Origin of the sequence: Flavobacterium sp. N2270 (genome assembly GCF_025947225.1) — a bacterium.
GTDB lineage: Bacteria > Bacteroidota > Bacteroidia > Flavobacteriales > Flavobacteriaceae > Flavobacterium.
Genome location: NZ_CP110005.1, coordinates 569869 through 588904, shown reverse-complemented (window position 1 = coordinate 588904; position 19036 = coordinate 569869). Strand labels below are relative to the sequence as shown.

The window sequence follows — 19036 nt, the reverse complement described above, 5'->3', positions numbered from 1 at the left end:
AATATTACTTTTGCTATAATTATAACGTATTGTAATTAAATTATAAAGTATGAAACATCTAAACAAATTATTTATTGCTGCTTTAATGTTTGCTGGAGTAACTTCGCAAGCACAAGACAGTAACAATCCATGGGCTGTATCTTTCGGAGCTAATGCGGTTGACACAAAAATAAGTATGTCAGGAAATGACAAACTTGTTTTTAAAGAGTTGTTAAACGCTCAAGACAATTGGAACATGATTCCTTCTGTATCTTCTTTAACGGTATCTAGATACGTTGGGGATAATTTTTCATTTGGTTTAACGGGTTCTGTTAACAAAATCAGTAAAATGATTGATAAAGTTCCTATGACATCAAGTACTTATGTGGTTTCAAACCCAGGAGATTTAAGTTATTATGCTATTGATGGTACAATTAAGTATAGTTTTCAAGACATGCTTAAATCTAAATGGTTAGACCCTTCTGCACATGTTGGTGGAGGTTATACTTTCTTTGGTGATGCTTCTGCAGGAACTGTAAATGGAGGTTTAGGTTTAACTTTTTGGTTAACTGAGCATGTTGGTATAAGTTTACAGTCATCTCTTAAGTATTCATTTGATGATGAAAGAACTCCAGACGCAGATGTACCTACAGTTATGCAACACTTTGCAGGTCTTACTTTCAAATTTGGTGGTAAAGATACTGATGGTGATGGTGTATATGATAAAGACGATGCATGTCCAGAAACTCCAGGTTTAAAAGAGTTTATGGGATGTCCTGATACTGATGGTGATAAAATCGCAGATAAAGATGATTCTTGTCCAGAAGTTTTTGGATTAGCTGAATTTAATGGATGTCCTGATACTGATGGAGACGGAATCGTTGATAACGAAGATGCTTGTCCAGAAGTAAAAGGTACTAAAATTATGAAAGGTTGTCCAGATGCTGACGGAGACGGAGTAGCTGATAAAGATGACAACTGTCCAGAAGTAAAAGGACCTAAAGCTAACGCTGGTTGTCCTTGGCCTGATACTGATGGAGATGGAGTAGCTGATAAAGATGACCAATGTCCAACAGTAGCTGGAACTGTAGCTAACAATGGATGTCCTGAGGTTTCTGAAGAAGCAATCAACAAATTAAATAGCTATGCTAAAACTATCTTGTTTAACTCTGGAAAATCTTCTTTCCAAAAACAAACAATGCCAGTTTTACAAGCAATTACTGCAATCTTAAAAGAATATCCAAGTGCTAACTTCATGATTGAAGGTCACACTGATAGTCAAGGTTCAGATTCATTAAATCAAAAATTATCTGAAGATAGAGCAGCTGCTGTTAAAACTTATTTAGTTGAAAACGGAATTGATGCTGCAAGATTAACTTCAGCTGGTTTTGGAGAGTCTAAACCAATTGATTCTAATAAAACTTCTAAAGGAAGAGCTAACAACAGAAGAGTTGAGGTGAAATTAGTAAAATAATTTCTTCCAAAATATAAATAAAAAACGTCCTGATTATTCAGGGCGTTTTTTTATTTTTATAAAATGAATGAAACAACTTTTTTAGACCAGTTAGCAAATCAAATAATAATTGATTTTCAGCATAAATTAAATAATATTCGAATTGTTTTGCCTAATAAAAGAGCGAAAGTTTTTTTATTGCAGTGTCTAAAAAATAAATTAACTACAACAGTATTTGCTCCTAAAATTATAAGTATTGAAGATCTTGTTCAAGATATTTCAGGTATTCGTTCAATAGACTCAATTGAACTGTTGTTTGAGTTTTACGATGTTTATTTAAAAATTACTCCAAAAGACCAGCAACAGTCATTTGAATTATTTTCTAATTGGGCCAAAACATTGCTACAAGATTTTAATGAAATTGACCGCTACTTAATTCAGCCAAAAAAAGTTTTCTCTTATTTAAAAGAAATTGAAGCTCTTAAAAGATGGGATCTAGTGCCTGTTCAAAAAACGTCCTTAATAGATAATCACCTTGACTTTTGGAATAAACTCCCACTTTATTATGAAATATTTTACAAGCATCTTTTAAATAAAAAATCGGGATATCAAGGATTAATTTATAGAGAAGCATATAAAAAATGTAAATCATTTGCTGAGAAACTTGGTGATGAAATTATTGTATTTGCTGGTTTCAATGCATTGAATCAAGCGGAAGAAAAAATAGTTCAACATTTATTATATACAAATCAAGCAAAAATTTATTGGGATATCGATGATACCTTTTTAAAAGATCCTTTTCATGATGCAGGTTTGTTTATAAGACGTTTTAAACAAAACTGGAAAAGTTACTCTTCACAACCATTTGAATGGATAACGAATTGTTTTCAAGATGAGAAAAATATTCAAATCATTGGAACGCCAAAATCAGTTGGACAAGCAAAAATTGCAGGAAATATAATTGAAAAATTATCTATTAACGGCGCAAACATTAACAAAACCGCTTTGGTTTTAGGTGATGAAAATTTATTAATTCCTATTCTTTACGGATTGCCAAATACAATTGAGAGTTTGAATATTACGATGGGTTATTCGGGTAAAAATAATCCTGCTCAAATTTTAATTACTAAATTGTTTAAGTTGCATACAAATGCAATAAACAGAAACGAAAAATCTTACACGCTTTACTATAAAGATGTTTTAGAAGTTTTAAATCATCCGTTAGTTGAATCTTATGTTAAGGTTTCAGAGCTTATTTCGGTTATCAATGATAATAACTTCACGTTCTTTTCTCACGACACTTTAATAAGACTTTATAATGAGAAATATCCCAATTTAAATAATACTTTTTTTGACTTATTGTTTAATAAGTGGAATTCAAATTGCGATGAAGTTTTAAAAACACTATCACTAATTTTACTTCAAATAAAAGAACATTTAAGTAATGATGTTGAAGAAGAAAAAGTGTCTAAAACATTTGTTTATGCGATTTATAAAGTCATTAATAAGTTAATCAGTTACCAAGAAAAATACGGTAGAATTGATTCAATTGAAACTTTACAAGTTATTTACAAACAAATTTTAGATTTAGCCGAAGTTTCTTTCGAAGGCGAACCATTATCAGGTTTGCAAATTATGGGTGTTTTAGAGAGTAGGGTTTTAGATTTTGAAAACGTAATTATAACCTCTGTAAACGAAGGTAAGTTTCCATCAGGTAAATCACAAAATTCATTTATTCCTTTCGACGTAAAAAGAGAATTAGAGTTGCCAACATATAAAGAAAAAGATGCTATTTACAGCTACCATTTCTATCATTTGTTGATGCGAGCAAAAAATATTTATTTACTTTATAATACCGATAATGAAGGAATAGATGCTGGTGAAAAAAGTAGATTCTTAACTCAGTTAGAAATTGAGAAACAACCTAAACATACTTTAACTCACGAAATTTACAATGCAGTATTGCCGAAAACGGCTTATGAAGTAATGGAAATTGAAAAAACAGAGAAAGTTCTAGAACGCTTAAAAGAAATTGCAACGATAAAGGGATTTTCTCCATCTTCCCTTACAAGTTATATACGTAATCCTATGCAGTTTTATTTTCAAAGAGTCTTACGTATTAATGAAGCTGATGAAGTAGAAGAAAGTATTGCAGTAAATACATTAGGAACAATTATTCATGAAGCATTAGAAGAGCTTTACGAGCCTTTTGTTGGTGTTTACTTATCAGAACATCATGTCGATGTGATGTTGTCTAAAATCGAAGAAGTAACATTAAGACAGTTTAAGCTAATTTATAAAGAAGGTGAAATTAAAAAAGGGAAAAATTTATTAGCATTTGAAGTGGCTAAACGAAATATTTATAATTTTTTAAATTCTGAGAAAAAAGCAATTCAAGATAAAGATGCAATAAAAGTAATATGTCTTGAAGCTCCTTTAGATGTTACGATTGAGCATGAAGATTTGCCTTATCCTGTGAAAATTGCAGGTAAAGTTGACCGAATTGAAGAGCGAAACGGAAGCATTCGAATTATAGATTATAAATCTGGAAAAGTAGAACAAAGAAATTTACGTATTAATGATTTTGATGGTTTAACAGCAAACCTTAAAAATGAAAAAGTAATTCAATTACTTTGTTATGCAATGATGTTTCAAAATAGCGAAATGTTCCAAAATCAAGATATTCAAGCCGGAATTATTTCGTTTAAAAACATGAAAGAAGGTTTCATGCCTTTTGGTTTAGGAAAAGGTAAAAATGCAATAACTGAAATCAATTTAGAAACTATTGAAGAATTTAAAATAGAATTAGTACATTTAATACTAGAAATTTTAAATAAAGAAATTCCGTTTAAAGAAACTTTATAACTACATTTTATGGACAAGTTAATTGAAAAACTATATTTTTATTATGATACCATTTTACAAAATGCACCTGGTTTTTTAATTGGAGTTATTGTTTTAATTGTTGGTTTTGCGATTGCTAATTTTGGAAAAAGATTCACGCAAAATAGAATTAAATCTAAAGTTAAAAACACTTTGTCTGGACTGTTTATTGCGCAAATAATTTCTGGAATTATTAAAACAATTACGATTGTTTTCTTTTTAGATTTAATAGGTTTTCAAGGAGTAACGACAAAATTATTGGCTGGTGCCGGAATTCTTACTTTTGTGGCAGGTTTTGCTTTTAAAGATATTGGTGAAAATTTCCTTGCCGGAATTTTATTAGCTTTCAAAAGTCCGTTTAAAGAAAACGATTTAATTGAAACTGAAAATATTATTGGTTATGTAAAAGAGTTAAGAATTAGAGAAACCGTTATTAAAACCACCGATGGAAAAGATGTTTTTGTGCCGAATTCTCAAATTTTAACTTCTCCATTAATTAATTATACTATTGATGGTTTTCTAAGAAATGAATTCATGCTTGGTTTGGATTATTCAAGTGATCTTCAAAAAGCAATTGAAATAATTATTGAATCGGTTTCAAAAACAGATGGCGTTTTACTTGGCGAAAAAAAACCAGCGGTTATAATTGATGAATTTGCAACAAGCACAATTAATTTAAAGGTGTTTTTTTGGTTAGATACATTTAAAAGTTCGTCAAAAAGCTATCATTTAGGAGTTAGAACACAAGTAATGAAAAATGCTTTGCAGACACTAACGGATAATGGTTTTTCACTTCCATCTTCTATTGTGGAAATTAAACAATATGAAGGTTAAACTTTCTTCAAAAAACCTAATAAAACTTTCGTAAGTTCGTCTCTGTTTTCAATGTGACTCATGTGTCCGTCGTTGAAAGTAACTAATTCAACATCTGAATTTTCAACTTGGTCTTTTGTTTCTTCGTAGTTTAAAACAGGATCTTTTTCCCCTAAAATTAATACTTTAGGATACGGAGTTAAATGCAATAAAACCTCTCTGTCGTTACGAACTTTCATGCCTTCTTGTGCAGCAACAATTCCTTGCAAAGGTGTTTTTAAAGCTTCTTCTTTAACCACTTCGATTTCGTCAACTAATCTATCTCTATTTTCTTCGCTAAATAAATTAGCAATTGCCATACGAATTGCGGTAATGTAACTCTTCTTAACAGCTAAAATAGCTCTGTTTCTGTTTAGTTTTCGTTCGTCACTATCTGCTCTTGCGGTTGAGTTTACTAAAACCAAACCTTTCATCATATCAGGGTATAATTCGGCTAAAGCCAAAGCAACATAACCACCCATAGAATGCCCAACTAAAACTACTTTGCGCAACTTTAATTCGTGTAACACATGGTGTACAGCATCTGCCATATCTTCCATAGTATGCACGTAACCCAAACAATCTGTTGAACCATGACCCAGTAAATCCACACAAATAACGCGGTGTTTTTGGGCTAATTCTTCAACGTGGGCGTTCCACATGGTAGAATTTTCTAAAAAACCATGCAAAAGAACAATGGCAGTTCCTTTTCCAGTATCGGAATAGGCTATTTTGGTGTTTTTGTAAAAAGTGTGTTTCAATGGCTTGTTGATAAGTTGGTGATGCAAAATTAAGGTTTAACCACAAAGCACACAAAGATTTTTCACAAAGTTCACAAAGAATAGTTTCTTATAACCTTGTCATTTCGACAAAGGAGAAATCACATTAGTGAGATTCTTCCTTCGTCAGAATGATAACTTTGAGCATAAAAAAACGATTTACATTTCTGCAAACCGTTTCTTTTAAACTTATAACCTATAAACTCTTAAACAAAATTTAAGAATTCATTATCGACTCAATTTCATCGATCTCAATAGGAATGTTTCTCATTAAATTAAAAGGTTCTCCATTGGCTTGAATAACAACATCGTCCTCTAAACGAATTCCAAACCCTTCTTTTGGAAGATAAATCCCAGGCTCAACAGTAAACACCATATTCGCTTGCATTGGTTCATATAATAAACCATAATCGTGCGTATCTAATCCCATGTGATGCGAAGTTCCGTGCATAAAGTATTTTTTATACGCTGGCCAATCTGGGTTTTCATTTTGAACATCGGCTTTGTCCAATAACCCCAAACCTAATAATTCAGAAGTCATTAATTTTCCAACTTCAACATGATATTGTTTCCATAATGTACCTGGAACAAGCATTTTTGTAGCTTCGTTTTTTACACGTAAAACAGCATTATAAACAGCAGCTTGCCTTTCAGTAAATTTCCCAGAAACAGGAATAGTTCTACTCATATCACTAGAGTAATTGGCGTATTCTGCACCAACGTCTAATAAAATTAAATCGCCAGCATTACATTGTTGGTTGTTTTCAATATAATGTAAAACATTAGCATTATTTCCAGAAGCAATAATTGGCGTATAAGCAAAACCTTTAGAACGATTTCTTAAAAATTCATGAGCAAATTCAGCTTCAATTTCGTATTCCATTACGTTTGGTTTTACGAAATTTAAAATTCGTCTAAAGCCTTTTTCGGTAATATCACATGCTTGTTGAATTAAATCTAGTTCTTCACTTTCTTTAACCGAACGAATGCGTTGTAAAATTGGGTTTGATTTTTCTACTTTATGAGCAGGATAATCGTTTTTCCATTTTTTTATAAAACGAGCTTCACGCGTTTCAGTTTCAATTGTTGCTCTATAATGTTCATTTGTATTAATGTACATGGTATCGGCATACGACATTAACTCTTTCAATGTTTTGTCAAAATCTTGTAACCAAATTACGTTTTTAATTCCCGAAACTTCAAAAGCACGTTCTTTAGTCAGTTTTTCACCTTCCCAAACCGCAATATGGTCGTTTGTTTCTTTTAAAAATAAAATCTCACGTTGGTTTTCATATGGAGCATCTGGAAAAAGCAACAAAATACTTTCTTCTTGATCTACGCCGCTTAAGTAAAAAATATCTCTATGTTGAGCAAAAGGCAAAGTACTATCTGCTGAAACTGGGTAAATATCGTTTGAATTAAAAATAGCAAGTCCGTTTGGTTTCATTTGAGAAGCAAACTTTTTTCTGTTTTTAATAAATAAGTCTTTGTCTATTTGATGGTATTTCATTGTGCAATATTGTTTTATTAAACTTTGACTCAAAAATAATAACTTTAAAAGGAATAGTTGTTAATTCCGATGTAAAATTTTGACATGCAGCAATTATTGGTTAATTTTCCAATCAAATTTTTCCTCATGAAGAAACTTCTTTTATTCTCCTTATTTATTTCATCTGTTGTTTTTGCACAAGACAATTTGTTTACCAAAGTTGCTTTTCAAAATATTGGACCAACAATTATGAGTGGTAGAATTGTTGATTTAGCAGTAAATCCTGAAAATCCAACCGAATTTTATGCCGCTTATGCTTCTGGTGGACTTTGGTACACGAATAATAACGGGAATAGTTTTAGGCCAGTCATGGATTCGGCTCCAACTTTAAACTGTGGTTCAGTTACGGTTGATTGGAAATCGGGAACAATTTGGGTAGGAACTGGTGAAGTAAACGCCTCGCGTTCATCGTATTCAGGGATTGGTGTTTTAAAATCTTCGGATAAAGGAAAAACATGGGAAAATTTAGGTTTACCTGAAAGTCACCACATAAGTAGAATTTTGGTTAACCCAAAGGATACTAATGAAATTATTGTTGGAGTTACAGGACATTTATATACTAAGAATAAAGAAAGAGGAATTTACAAAACTTTAGATGGTGGAAAAACATGGCAACAAACTCTTTTTGTAAATGATGAAACCGGAATTATTGATGTTGTGGTTGATTCGAATAATTTCAATATTCAATACGCTGCTGCTTGGCAAAAAGACAGAAAAGCATGGGATTTTAAAGGAAATGGTAACGGTTCTGGAATTTACAAAAGTACAGATGCCGGCTCTAATTGGAACTTAATTTCAAGTTCAGAAAGTGGATTTCCTGCAGATGAAGGAGTTGGTAGAATCGGACTTTTTGCAGTCAATGATTCTGTAGTGTATGCAGTTTTGGATAATCAGAATAAGCGACCAAATTCAAAAATGGAAAAACCAAAAGATGCCAACGCAGCTCTTTTTGAAACGGAAGTTATAGGTTGCGAATTATATAAATCTATTGATGGTGGAATTTCTTGGAAAAAAACGCATGAGAACTACATTGATGATTTGTATTACAGTTACGGTTATTATTTTGGAAACATAGCGGTCGATTTAACGAATGAGAATAGGATTTATCTTGGTGGCGTTCCGTTGATTTTTTCGGAAGATGGAGGGAAAACTTTCAAGTCAATAAGTAAAGAAAATGTGCATGCCGATCATCATGTAACGTGGATAAACCCAAAAAATCCAAATCATATTATTAACGGAAACGATGGTGGAGTTAACATTACATATGATAATGGAGAACATTGGTTCAAATGCAACAATCAAGCAGTTGGGCAATTTTATACTGTGAATGTAGATGATGAAAAACCATATAATGTTTATGGCGGCTTGCAAGATAATGGCGTTTGGGTTGGGCCAAATAATTACGAACATTCATTAGATTGGCAACAAGAAGGTAAATATCCGTATGAATTTTTAATGGGTGGCGATGGAATGCAAGTGCAAATAGATAATCGCGATGCAAATATTGTGTATACAGGATATCAGTTTGGTAATTATTATAGAATTGATAGAAAATCTGGTAAAAGAGATTTCATAACACCAAAGGTTAAAAAAGAGGAAGAAGCATTACGTTTCAATTGGCAAACACCTATTTTATTATCTTCTCATAACCAAGATATTTTATACATGGGTTCTCAGTTTTTATACCGTTCAATGAATCAAGGTAAAAATTGGGAGAAAATATCTGGCGATTTAACACAAGGAAAAGTAGAAGGCAATGTAGCTTTTGGGACTATTACAACAATTGCAGAAAGCAAATCTCAATTCGGATTATTATATGTGGGTTCAGATGATGGATTAATCCATGTTTCAAAAGATGGAGGTATTACATGGATGAAAATTTCTGAAAATCTTCCTCAAAATTTATGGGTATCACGAGTTGTTGCTTCAAAATATAAGAAAGAACGAGTTTATGCAACTTTAAACGGTTATCGAAACGACAATTTTAAATCGTATGTTTTTGTTTCAGATGATTATGGAACAACCTGGACAAATATTTCAAAGGGCTTGACTAATTCAGTAAATGTAATTGTTGAAGATTCAGAAAAAGAAAATATTTTATATGTTGGTACTGATAATGGTTTGTTTATTTCAATGGATAAAGGTTTGTCTTGGCAAGATTTTTCTTCAGTAATGCCAAATGTTGCTGTTCATGACTTGGTTATTCAAGCTAAAGCCAAAGAACTAGTGGTGGCGACACATGGTCGATCAATTTATAAAGTGAATTTAGATAAAATACAAGCATTGGATGCTAAAATTTTAGCAAAAGAAATTCATGTTTTTGATGTGGAAAAAATAAAAAAATCAGATCGTTGGGGTAGTTCTTGGAGTTCTTGGTCTGAAATATTTGAACCAAAAACAAATATTTCAGTTTATTCAAACTCTAAAAAAGAAGTAGTTCTAAATGTTAAAAATGAAAAACAGAAATTATTGTTTACAAGAAAAGTTTCTTTGGTTAAAGGATTGAATTTTGTGGAGTATGATTTATCGGTAGACGAAAAATATTCAAATAAAGAGAAAATTACTAAAGCAAAAAACAATAAATATTACTTAAATGAAGGTGCTTATTTTGTTGAAATTGAGGTAAATAAAATAAAATATAGTTCAAAATTAATTATTGAAATGCCAAAGCAATAAAAAAATGTTAAATCCGTTATAAATTATAGCATGGTTTTTGATTGTTTTAACATAAAATTACAAAACATGAGGTTGAAAGTTTTTTTAGCGGCAATTTTACTCGGATTTATATCTTTTTCTTGTTCAGATAAAGATGATGTTTCTGTTGAACCACAATTAATCATTAAATTTAAATTTGATCCTACTCAGGTTAGATTGAATAATTTAGGTCAACCTTCATTGGTTCCTGTCGGAAATGCGGCACAATCTCCTATTTTTAATTCAATAAGTGCACATTATTTTGAATTAGCTCCAAATCAATATACGGCATTAGGGCAAGGTTCTGTTTTGTATCATGCACCAGAAACAATGGCAGGAGGAGACTTGGCTATTGATTTTAGTAGAGCTAAAATTGTTGGAGAAGACGAAATCTTTTTGTCAATACCTTTAAGTCAAGTTCCGCAAGGAAATTACGAATACGTTCGCGTTTCTCTTTCTTATCAAAATTATGAAATTTCTGTAAGAAGCAATGCTGTTGATTATATCGGAACTTTAGAAAGTTTTGTGGGTTATAATTCCTATATTACAACACATTATATAGGGAACAATTCCTTTCCTGTTAATGGAAATCGATTGCAAGGATATTGGGCTTTTGGGTTAAATGGTTTGCCTTATGCTGCTTCAGGGCAAGCGCCTTCTGGTGCAACAACGGTTCCTAATCCAATTGCATCTACTTCGCCTATTCCTGCTGGATCTTGTGTGGTTACTGGTAAATTTCAAAATAATTTAGTTATAACCAACAATGAAACAAGCGATGTTTATGTAACACTTTCCTTGTCTAACAACAACAGTTTTGAATGGGAAGAAGTTATTGCTGACGGAAAATATGAGCCATCAATAGGTGAAAATGTTGTAGATATGGGGCTTAGAGGTTTAATTCCTTCTTTTGAAAGATAAAACGTTTTTTTAATATTGGTTTTGCATAGCTTAAACGTTTTTTAAATTCATTATAAATTAGCTTGAAAAGGTTGTAGTTAATGGTAATATGGTGTATTTTTGTTTGGTTTTAAATAAAATAAGAACAATCAAATAAAAATTATGGCAAAATCAGCACTTTTAAAGTCGTCTATTGGTAAAAAATACTGGATGGCTCTTACAGGTTTATTCTTATGCTTGTTTTTGGCAGGACATTTAGCAGGTAATCTACAATTAATCTTTGGAACACCGCTTCAGTTTAATGAATATGCTTTATTCATGACTACAAATCCAGCTGTAAAACTGCTTTCTTATCTAACTTACATTTCTATTTTATTTCACGCAGTAGATGGAATATTATTAGCAATTCAAAACAAAAAAGCCAGGCCAATAGGTTATGCGAAAAATAATGCTGCTGCTAATAGTGGTTTCGCTTCTAGAAATATGGCGGTTTTAGGAACTTTAATTTTAGTTTTCATCGTTACACACATGGTCAATTTTTGGGCTAAAATGCATTTTGATAAAAACATGCCTTTAATGACTAAATCTATCGAAGTGCAGCCTGGAATGTCTCAAGATTTTTATGTTGGAACTTCAGTAGGGCAATATTACCCTGTTGATCAAGTACAAGCTGAAAATGAAAAATTACAAGAAGGTGCAATGCCAAAACAACTTGTGATTAAGAACAAAACAGAAGTTTATAATGTTCAAGCAAATGTAAAAATGGCAGATTTATATAAAGATCTACATAAAATTACTTTTGCATTTTTTAAGAACCCAAAAACGGGTTTAATTGCAACAATTGCATACGCATTGGCAATGATTGTTTTAGGTTTTCACTTATGGCATGGTTTTGCAAGTGCTTTTCAATCGTTAGGAGTTAATAGTCCTAAGTTGAATAATACAATTAAATTTTTAGGAAAAGCATTTGCGGTTATTGTACCGTTATTATTTGCTATCATTCCATTATATATTCACTTTATTTCTAAATAATATTTATCCGAAAAGATTATGGCTTTAGATTCTAAAATACCAAATGGTCCAATTTCTGATAAATGGACAGACTACAAAAACCATATTAACTTAGTAAACCCAGCTAATAAACGTAATATTGATATTATTGTTGTTGGAACTGGTTTAGCAGGTGGTTCTGCTGCTGCAACTCTTGCAGAATTAGGTTATAACGTAAAAGCTTTTTGTTTCCAAGATTCTCCACGTCGTGCTCACTCAATTGCAGCACAAGGAGGTATCAATGCGGCAAAAAACTACCAAGGAGATGGCGATTCAACATTCCGTTTATTTTATGATACTGTAAAAGGAGGAGATTATCGTGCTCGTGAAGCTAACGTACATCGTTTAGCAGAAGTTTCTGCAAATATCATTGACCAATGTGTAGCACAAGGTGTTCCATTTGCTCGTGATTATGGTGGATTATTAGATAACCGTTCGTTTGGAGGTGTATTAGTATCAAGAACTTTTTATGCTAAAGGACAAACCGGTCAACAATTATTATTAGGTGCTTATTCGGCAATGAACCGTCAAATAGGTCGTGGTAAGATAAAAATGTATAACCGTCACGAAATGCTAGATTTAGTAAAAGTAGACGGAAAAGCAAGAGGGATTATTGCTCGTAACTTGGTTACAGGTGAAATTGAAAGACATTCAGCTCATGCGGTAGTAATTGCTTCAGGTGGTTATGGAAATGTTTTCTTCTTATCGACAAATGCAATGGGAAGTAATGCTACTGCAGCGTGGAAAATCCACAAAAAAGGAGCATTTTTTGCAAACCCTTGTTATACACAAATTCACCCAACATGTATTCCAGTTTCTGGAGATCATCAGTCTAAATTAACGTTAATGTCTGAATCATTACGTAATGACGGTCGTATTTGGGTTCCTAAAAAACTAGAAGATGCTCAAGCAATTCGTGAAGGAAAATTAAAACCAACACAATTGGCTGAAGAAGATAGAGATTATTACTTAGAGCGTCGTTATCCTTCTTTTGGTAACTTAGTACCTCGTGATGTTGCATCTCGTGCTGCTAAAGAAAGATGTGATGCTGGTTTCGGAGTAAATAAAACAGGAGAAGCTGTTTATTTAGATTTTGCTTCTGCAATTCAACGTTACGGTAAAGAACAAGCTAAAATTAAGCATTTAGATGAAAATGATGCTGATTTAGTGAAACAATTAGGTACTGAAGTTGTTGCTAATAAATACGGTAACTTATTCCAAATGTATGAGAAAATTGTTGATGAAAATCCATATACAACTCCAATGATGATTTACCCTGCGGTTCATTATACAATGGGAGGTACTTGGGTTGATTATAACTTGCAAACAACAATTCCTGGATGTTTCTCAATTGGAGAGTCTAATTTTTCTGATCATGGTGCAAATAGATTAGGAGCTTCTGCTTTAATGCAAGGTTTAGCAGATGGATATTTTGTTTTACCTTATACTATAGGTGATTATTTAGCTGCTGATATTCGTACAGGAAAAATTCCTACAGATACACCAGAGTTTGATGAAGCTGAAAATAATGTACGTCAACAATTAGAGAAATTCATTAATAATAACGGTACACATTCTGTAGATTATTTCCATAAGAAATTAGGAAAAATCATGTGGGATAAAGTTGGAATGGCACGAAATGCTAAAGGACTTACAGAGGCAATCGAAGAAATTGCAGCTTTAAGAGAAGAGTTCTTTAAAGATGTTCGTGTTCCTGGAACATTGGATAGTTTTAACCAAGAATTGGAAAAAGCAATGCGTGTTGCAGATTTCATGGAATTAGGAGAATTATTCGCAAAAGATGCTTTACATAGAAACGAATCTTGTGGTGGTCACTTCCGTGAAGAATACCAAACAGAAGATGGTGAAGCAATGCGTGACGATGAAAACTTTGCTTATGTTGCTGCTTGGGAATACAAAGGGAAACCAAGTGAAGCTGTTTTACATAAAGAAGAGTTGAAGTTTGAAAATATTAAACTAGTTCAAAGAAGTTATAAATAAAATTAGTCAAAGGTCGAAAGTCAAAAGTCTCTAAGTAGAAGACTTTTAAACTTTAGGCATTAAGACTTTTAAACTTAAAAGTATGAATCTTACATTAAAAATATGGCGTCAAAAAAACGCTCAAGATAAAGGACAACTAGTTGATTATAAAATTAGCGATGTTTCTCCAGATATGTCTTTCCTTGAAATGCTAGATGTATTAAATGACGAATTAATTCAAAAAGGTGATGAGCCTGTTGCATTTGACCACGATTGTCGTGAGGGAATTTGCGGTATGTGTTCTTTGTATATTAATGGTGAAGCTCACGGACCAGATAGAGCGGTAACTACGTGTCAATTGCATATGCGTATGTTTAAGGATGGTGATACTATTTATATTGAGCCATTTAGAGCAAAAGCATTTCCGGTTGTTAAAGATTTAGTTGTAGACAGAAGTTCGTTCGATAGAATTCAGCACGCAGGTGGTTTTATTTCTGTAAATACTTCAGGAAATACTCAAGATGCAAACAACATTCCAATTAATAAAAAAGATGCTGATGATGCTTTCGATGCTGCAACTTGTATTGGTTGTGGTGCTTGTGTAGCAACTTGTAAAAACTCATCAGCAATGTTATTTGTTTCTGCAAAAGTTTCTCAATTTGCTTTGTTGCCACAAGGTAAAGTAGAAGCGGCTGATCGTGTTATGAACATGGTAAACCAAATGGATACAGAAGGTTTTGGAAACTGTACTAATACAGGAGCTTGTGAAGTAGAATGTCCTAAAGGAATTTCTCTTGAAAACATTGCTCGTATGAACAGAGAATACTTAAAAGCTAGTATTAAATAGTTTTTAACAAAATAGTTGTAAAAAAACGTCCTGTATATGCAGGACGTTTTTTATTTTTATAGTATGGAAATAGCAATCATTCAATCCGATTTAATTTGGGAAAACCCAAAAGCAAATAGAGTACAATTTGAACAGATAATAAATACAATTTCGCAACCAGTTGATTTAATTGTGTTGCCCGAGATGTTTTCTACTGGTTTTACGATGTTTCCTAACGATTTAGCGGAAACAATGACTGGAGATACTGTAAGTTGGATGCAAGAAGTTGCAAAATCTAAACAAGCTGCAATTTGTGGAAGTATCATAATTAAAGAAAACACCAATTATTATAACCGATTTGTTTTTGTCTATCCAAATGGAGAAATAAAAACCTATGATAAAAGGCATTTGTTTTCTTTAGCTGGAGAACACGAACAATATACACAAGGAGCAGAGAAAGTAATCATTCAGTATAAAGATTGGAAAATTTGCCCGCAAATATGCTACGACTTGCGTTTTCCTGTTTTCAGTAGAAATGTTGAAGAATACGATTTGTTGATTTATGTTGCCAATTGGCCAAAGCCAAGAATTACTGCTTGGGATGCGCTATTAAAAGCCAGAGCAATAGAAAACATGAGTTTTGTTATTGGTGTTAACCGAATAGGTTTAGATGGAAATAAACACGAATATGTAGGTCATTCAATTGTGATTGATGAATTAGGAAACTCCATCGTAGAAGCAAATGAAAATGACGATGTGTTTTTTGCAACGTTAGATAAAGTACAATTGCTTCAAACAAGAGAGAAACTAAATTTTTTAAATGATAAAGATGATTTTTCGATTAATCTAAAATAAAATCTTGGTCCACATCCCAATTAGCTCTTACATCAATTGTTTTTGAATAGTATTTTACTTCTTCAGCTTGACGTTGCTCTAAATAATCACCTGTGTCCCAAAAGCCATTTTTATTATCGTCGTAAATTACACGAAGTGAATATACATTCGGTTCAATTAAATCAAATTGTAAGAATTCTTCACCATTAGATATTGATGAGGCAATAACATCTCCTTTAGGGTTTAAAATCTCAAGTAGTATAGGGAATCTTTTAGCGTTTTTCAAGTTTACCTTTAAATTACCATAATCAGAAAAAGATTTGGTGCTTAATTTATAACTTAGAGTATCATTCTTTGTGTCGTAAAAATCTATAATTGCTCCTGGTAATAGTTGTAAGTTGTATTTTTGATCTTCTTCTTTTTTAAAGTCAAATTCAATTTTTTGATTAAATTCATCATAAACTGAAGTAAATTTCACTTCAGTAGAATCTTTGTTAATTAAACTTATTTTTGAATTGTCAATTTTTATAATTGGTGTTGATGAAGTTAGAGTTAATTTTTCTCTAAAAGCTAAAATACTTTTTTGTGAAACATCTATTTTTAATGTGTCGGTAGTTTTTAACTCTTTAATTTTTGTTTTAAAAGTTTTAGAAAAAGCACCTTTTTCTACTTTAAACTGCAAAGAATCAATTTTAATGTTTGGAATAAACAACTGAACAGAGTCAGTTTCTTTTAGCGCATACTTAGTAACTATTACGGGTACTTTTTCAGTTCCGTTCAAGGCAGTCACATTTATGTTTTCCTTATTTCCTTCGGTAGCTAAGAAAAATTTGTTAGTTGATTCTTGGGAAACTTTTGTTGCTTTAAACTTCTCTACTTCTTTAAAAAGCTCTAATTGATATAAAGTATCGTTAGGAATAGAAATAGTTTCTTTTAAAAACGCAATTTTATCTGATTTCGGATCAAATTTATAATTATTGTTTTTGTCTTTAAGTGCAATGATTTTGTAATTTCCGGCCTTTAAATTTTCTAAAGCAAACACTTTTAAGCTATCTAAAGTGTTAGTTACGTACAATGGAGTTTCTTTGTATACAGTAGAATCATTAAATGTTTTTGCATCATATAATTGAATTGAAACGAAATTTTCTACTTTTTGATCATATGAATCTTTAATTTTTCCCATTAAAGATAGCGAATCAATATACGAACCTGTAGAGAAAACATACTTAAACTGAGAATACGGATTGCTTTCGTTGTTGTCTACAATACTTTGACCAAAATTAAAGCTATAAGTAGTATTGTCTTGTAAAGTGTCTAAAATTTTAATTGAAATAAATTTACTTGCGCTACCTTGTGGAACAATAACTGGTGTTTTTTTCATTGGAGGAGAAATAATCAATTGTTTATTGATGTCTTTAACCTTTATAAGTTCATCGAAAGTTATTTTAATTTCTTTTCCAGTAAAATTGGTTTTGTAGTTTTCTGGGTAACTATTAACAATTTTTGGAGCTAACGTATCTTTTAAGCCACCAGAAATTTGTCCTCTTTTAGCACAACTTGTAAAGGTAAATATAGAACCAAAAATAATTGACAGTGATATAAAATAAATTTTTTTCATAAATAAACTTAAATTCTAAAGCAAAATAACAACTATAATTAAAGTAAACATAATTTTTTGTTTTTTTTTATGATTGTGTATAAGCAATAGTGACAATACTTACTTTTGAATTTGGAATTTTTAAAAGTGCTTTAGCACAAAGTTCTAATGTAGCGCCAGATGTTATTACATCATCAACAAGTAAAAAGTGTTTCCCATAGTCGTTTTCATTAAAGACAACGTCAAATATATTTTGAACATTTTCTTGACGTTCGTTCTTAGATTTTTTGGTTTGAGTTTTGTTGTATTTTGTTCTAATTAATAGTTCCTTTTTATAAGGAATATCTGTTTCTTTAGATAATGCATTACAAAAACGATCAACTTGGTTGTATCCCCTTTCTTTTAATCTTTTAGAATGTAGTGGAACAGGTATAATAAAATCAATTGACTTAATTAATTCATGGTTCTTAATTTCTTTTCCATACCATTCACCTAGTAATTCACCTATTTCTTCTCTACCTTTGTATTTTAAATTATGAATTAATTTTTGAACGGTTCCTTTTTTATGAAAATAAAGCATGGAAGCACCAAATTCAATATTTATTATGCCGTAGAATTTTTTTGTTGTATCATTGTTTTGATTTAAATGATGATTGGTCAATGGTAAATCATGTCTACATGAAGAACAAATAATTTCTTCATTTAACAATAAAAGTTCATTGCATCCAAAACAAAGCGAAGGAAAAATTAATTTCAACAGATTTTTTAGCATTTTATCGAAAAATAACGTTAAACATATAAAAATAGACTTAATTTATATTAAAATTTTAACAAATGGCTTTTAAGAAAAATAATGTTTTAAAACTAAGCACACTAATATTAGTGTTGCTTTTGCTTTTTTCATTATTTAAATTTTACAAAGTAACTTCAAATTTTGATAATTTTAAGGAGAAATCTTTTGAAGAAAGTAAATTAAAACAAAGTCAGCTTGATGAAATTTTAATAAAGTATGATTCTTTAAGATTGAATACAAAAGATAATTCTTTAAATTTTATAACAAAGGCGAAAAAAAATGATGTTGAGGACTTTGAAGACAATGATGTTAATAACTCAGAGGAAAACATTATTGATTCTCAAATTCAAATTTTAAAAAATGCTATTGAAACCGATTCAAAGCAAGTGGTTTTTTTAACTAAAAAAATAAGTTCAGATAAAAAAACACTTAATAAGCTAGAATCCTTAAAAATAAAAGATGTTAATATAAAGGCCGATAAACTTTCTGTTACTAATATTAACGCACGAGGAGTTAAAATTATTACTGATAAATACGGCAGGTCAAGTGATAAGAAAATCCAACAATTAAGAGTTTGTTTTACGGTTGAAGGCAATGAGTTTATAAAAAAAGGTGATAAGAAGTTTTACATTCAAATTGTTAACCCTAGAAACCAAATTATTTCAACAGAAAGTACTTTCATTGAATTAAAAGATGTTAAGTTAATTTATAGTGCTAAAGTTGAAGCTAATTACGCCCAAAAAGATATTGATATTTGTACTTATGTAGATCTTGAAAAAAGCAAGACTATAAAAGGAAAATATAAGATCAATGTTTATAATGAGTTTTCAAAAATTGGTACCGCAATTTTTGATCATAACTAAGAATAAT

14 protein-coding genes are annotated in these 19036 nt (G+C 31.2%); 10 read left to right on the top strand and 4 right to left on the bottom strand.

Annotated features, from left to right (window positions below):
- Positions 1–49 precede the first annotated feature (49 nt).
- From OLM55_RS02765 to OLM55_RS02755, 3 genes are all read left to right on the top strand, one after another.
- A complete protein-coding gene (locus OLM55_RS02765; RefSeq protein WP_264559894.1) occupies positions 50–1453 on the top strand; it encodes an OmpA family protein in 1404 nt (467 codons plus the stop codon).
- A 63-nt stretch (positions 1454–1516) separates the two neighbouring features.
- Entirely contained in the window at positions 1517–4297 is a 2781-nt protein-coding gene (locus OLM55_RS02760; RefSeq protein WP_264559893.1) for a PD-(D/E)XK nuclease family protein, read from the top strand.
- 9 nt (positions 4298–4306) lie between these two features.
- Complete coding sequence (locus tag OLM55_RS02755; protein ID WP_264559892.1) at positions 4307–5149, top strand: mechanosensitive ion channel family protein; 843 nt, start codon at positions 4307–4309, stop codon at positions 5147–5149.
- Here OLM55_RS02755 and OLM55_RS02750 read toward each other — a convergent pair.
- Together OLM55_RS02750 and OLM55_RS02745 are read right to left on the bottom strand one after the other, a co-directional pair.
- Positions 5146–5928 carry an alpha/beta fold hydrolase gene (locus OLM55_RS02750; RefSeq protein WP_264559891.1) on the bottom strand — a complete coding sequence of 261 codons (783 nt, stop codon included), beginning with the start codon at positions 5926–5928 and terminating at the stop codon, positions 5146–5148. The genes OLM55_RS02755 and OLM55_RS02750 overlap by 4 nt on opposite strands.
- Before the next feature lie 235 nt (positions 5929–6163).
- Complete coding sequence (locus OLM55_RS02745; protein ID WP_264559890.1) at positions 6164–7456, bottom strand: aminopeptidase P family protein; 1293 nt, start codon at positions 7454–7456, stop codon at positions 6164–6166.
- 126 nt (positions 7457–7582) lie between these two features.
- Here OLM55_RS02745 and OLM55_RS02740 point away from each other — a divergent pair, with 126 nt between their 5' ends.
- From OLM55_RS02740 to OLM55_RS02715, 6 genes are all read left to right on the top strand, one after another.
- On the top strand, positions 7583–10171 hold the full coding sequence (locus OLM55_RS02740; RefSeq protein ID WP_264559889.1) for a sialidase family protein: 2589 nt from the start codon (positions 7583–7585) through the stop codon (positions 10169–10171).
- A 66-nt stretch (positions 10172–10237) separates the two neighbouring features.
- Positions 10238–11107 (top strand): hypothetical protein, encoded by an 870-nt coding sequence (locus OLM55_RS02735; RefSeq protein WP_264559888.1) that lies wholly within the window; start codon positions 10238–10240, stop codon positions 11105–11107.
- A 141-nt stretch (positions 11108–11248) separates the two neighbouring features.
- Complete coding sequence (locus tag OLM55_RS02730) at positions 11249–12118, top strand: succinate dehydrogenase cytochrome b subunit (protein WP_264559887.1); 870 nt, start codon at positions 11249–11251, stop codon at positions 12116–12118.
- An 18-nt stretch (positions 12119–12136) separates the two neighbouring features.
- Entirely contained in the window at positions 12137–14137 is a 2001-nt protein-coding gene (locus tag OLM55_RS02725) for a fumarate reductase/succinate dehydrogenase flavoprotein subunit (protein ID WP_264559886.1), read from the top strand.
- An 82-nt stretch (positions 14138–14219) separates the two neighbouring features.
- Entirely contained in the window at positions 14220–14963 is a 744-nt protein-coding gene (locus OLM55_RS02720; protein ID WP_264559885.1) for a succinate dehydrogenase/fumarate reductase iron-sulfur subunit, read from the top strand.
- A gap of 63 nt (positions 14964–15026) precedes the next feature.
- Positions 15027–15797, top strand: a complete 771-nt coding sequence (locus OLM55_RS02715; protein WP_264559884.1) for an amidohydrolase — start codon at positions 15027–15029, stop codon at positions 15795–15797.
- On the opposite strand, the gene OLM55_RS02710 is transcribed toward OLM55_RS02715, so the two are convergent.
- Complete coding sequence (locus OLM55_RS02710; RefSeq protein WP_264559883.1) at positions 15784–17394, bottom strand: Ig-like domain-containing protein; 1611 nt, start codon at positions 17392–17394, stop codon at positions 15784–15786. The genes OLM55_RS02715 and OLM55_RS02710 overlap by 14 nt on opposite strands.
- A 67-nt stretch (positions 17395–17461) precedes the next feature.
- On the bottom strand, positions 17462–18130 hold the full coding sequence (locus OLM55_RS02705; protein WP_319800099.1) for a ComF family protein: 669 nt from the start codon (positions 18128–18130) through the stop codon (positions 17462–17464).
- Positions 18131–18207: 77 nt separating this feature from the next.
- Between OLM55_RS02705 and OLM55_RS02700 the strand changes: the two genes are divergently transcribed.
- A complete protein-coding gene (locus tag OLM55_RS02700; RefSeq protein ID WP_264559881.1) occupies positions 18208–19029 on the top strand; it encodes a hypothetical protein in 822 nt (273 codons plus the stop codon).
- Positions 19030–19036 lie beyond the last annotated feature (7 nt).

Bases quoted from the DNA above. Each gene is read 5' to 3' on its own strand.
- OLM55_RS02710 (WP_264559883.1), bottom strand. From the start codon at position 17,394: ATGAAAAAAATTTATTTTATATCACTGTCAATTATTTTTGGTTCTATA.
- OLM55_RS02700 (WP_264559881.1), top strand. From the start codon at position 18,208: ATGGCTTTTAAGAAAAATAATGTTTTAAAACTAAGCACACTAATATTA.
- OLM55_RS02715 (WP_264559884.1), top strand. From the start codon at position 15,027: ATGGAAATAGCAATCATTCAATCCGATTTAATTTGGGAAAACCCAAAA.
- OLM55_RS02730 (WP_264559887.1), top strand. From the start codon at position 11,249: ATGGCAAAATCAGCACTTTTAAAGTCGTCTATTGGTAAAAAATACTGG.
- OLM55_RS02760 (WP_264559893.1), top strand. From the start codon at position 1,517: ATGAATGAAACAACTTTTTTAGACCAGTTAGCAAATCAAATAATAATT.
- OLM55_RS02720 (WP_264559885.1), top strand. From the start codon at position 14,220: ATGAATCTTACATTAAAAATATGGCGTCAAAAAAACGCTCAAGATAAA.
- OLM55_RS02725 (WP_264559886.1), top strand. From the start codon at position 12,137: ATGGCTTTAGATTCTAAAATACCAAATGGTCCAATTTCTGATAAATGG.
- OLM55_RS02755 (WP_264559892.1), top strand. From the start codon at position 4,307: ATGGACAAGTTAATTGAAAAACTATATTTTTATTATGATACCATTTTA.
- OLM55_RS02745 (WP_264559890.1), bottom strand. From the start codon at position 7,456: ATGAAATACCATCAAATAGACAAAGACTTATTTATTAAAAACAGAAAA.
- OLM55_RS02765 (WP_264559894.1), top strand. From the start codon at position 50: ATGAAACATCTAAACAAATTATTTATTGCTGCTTTAATGTTTGCTGGA.
- OLM55_RS02735 (WP_264559888.1), top strand. From the start codon at position 10,238: ATGAGGTTGAAAGTTTTTTTAGCGGCAATTTTACTCGGATTTATATCT.
- OLM55_RS02740 (WP_264559889.1), top strand. From the start codon at position 7,583: ATGAAGAAACTTCTTTTATTCTCCTTATTTATTTCATCTGTTGTTTTT.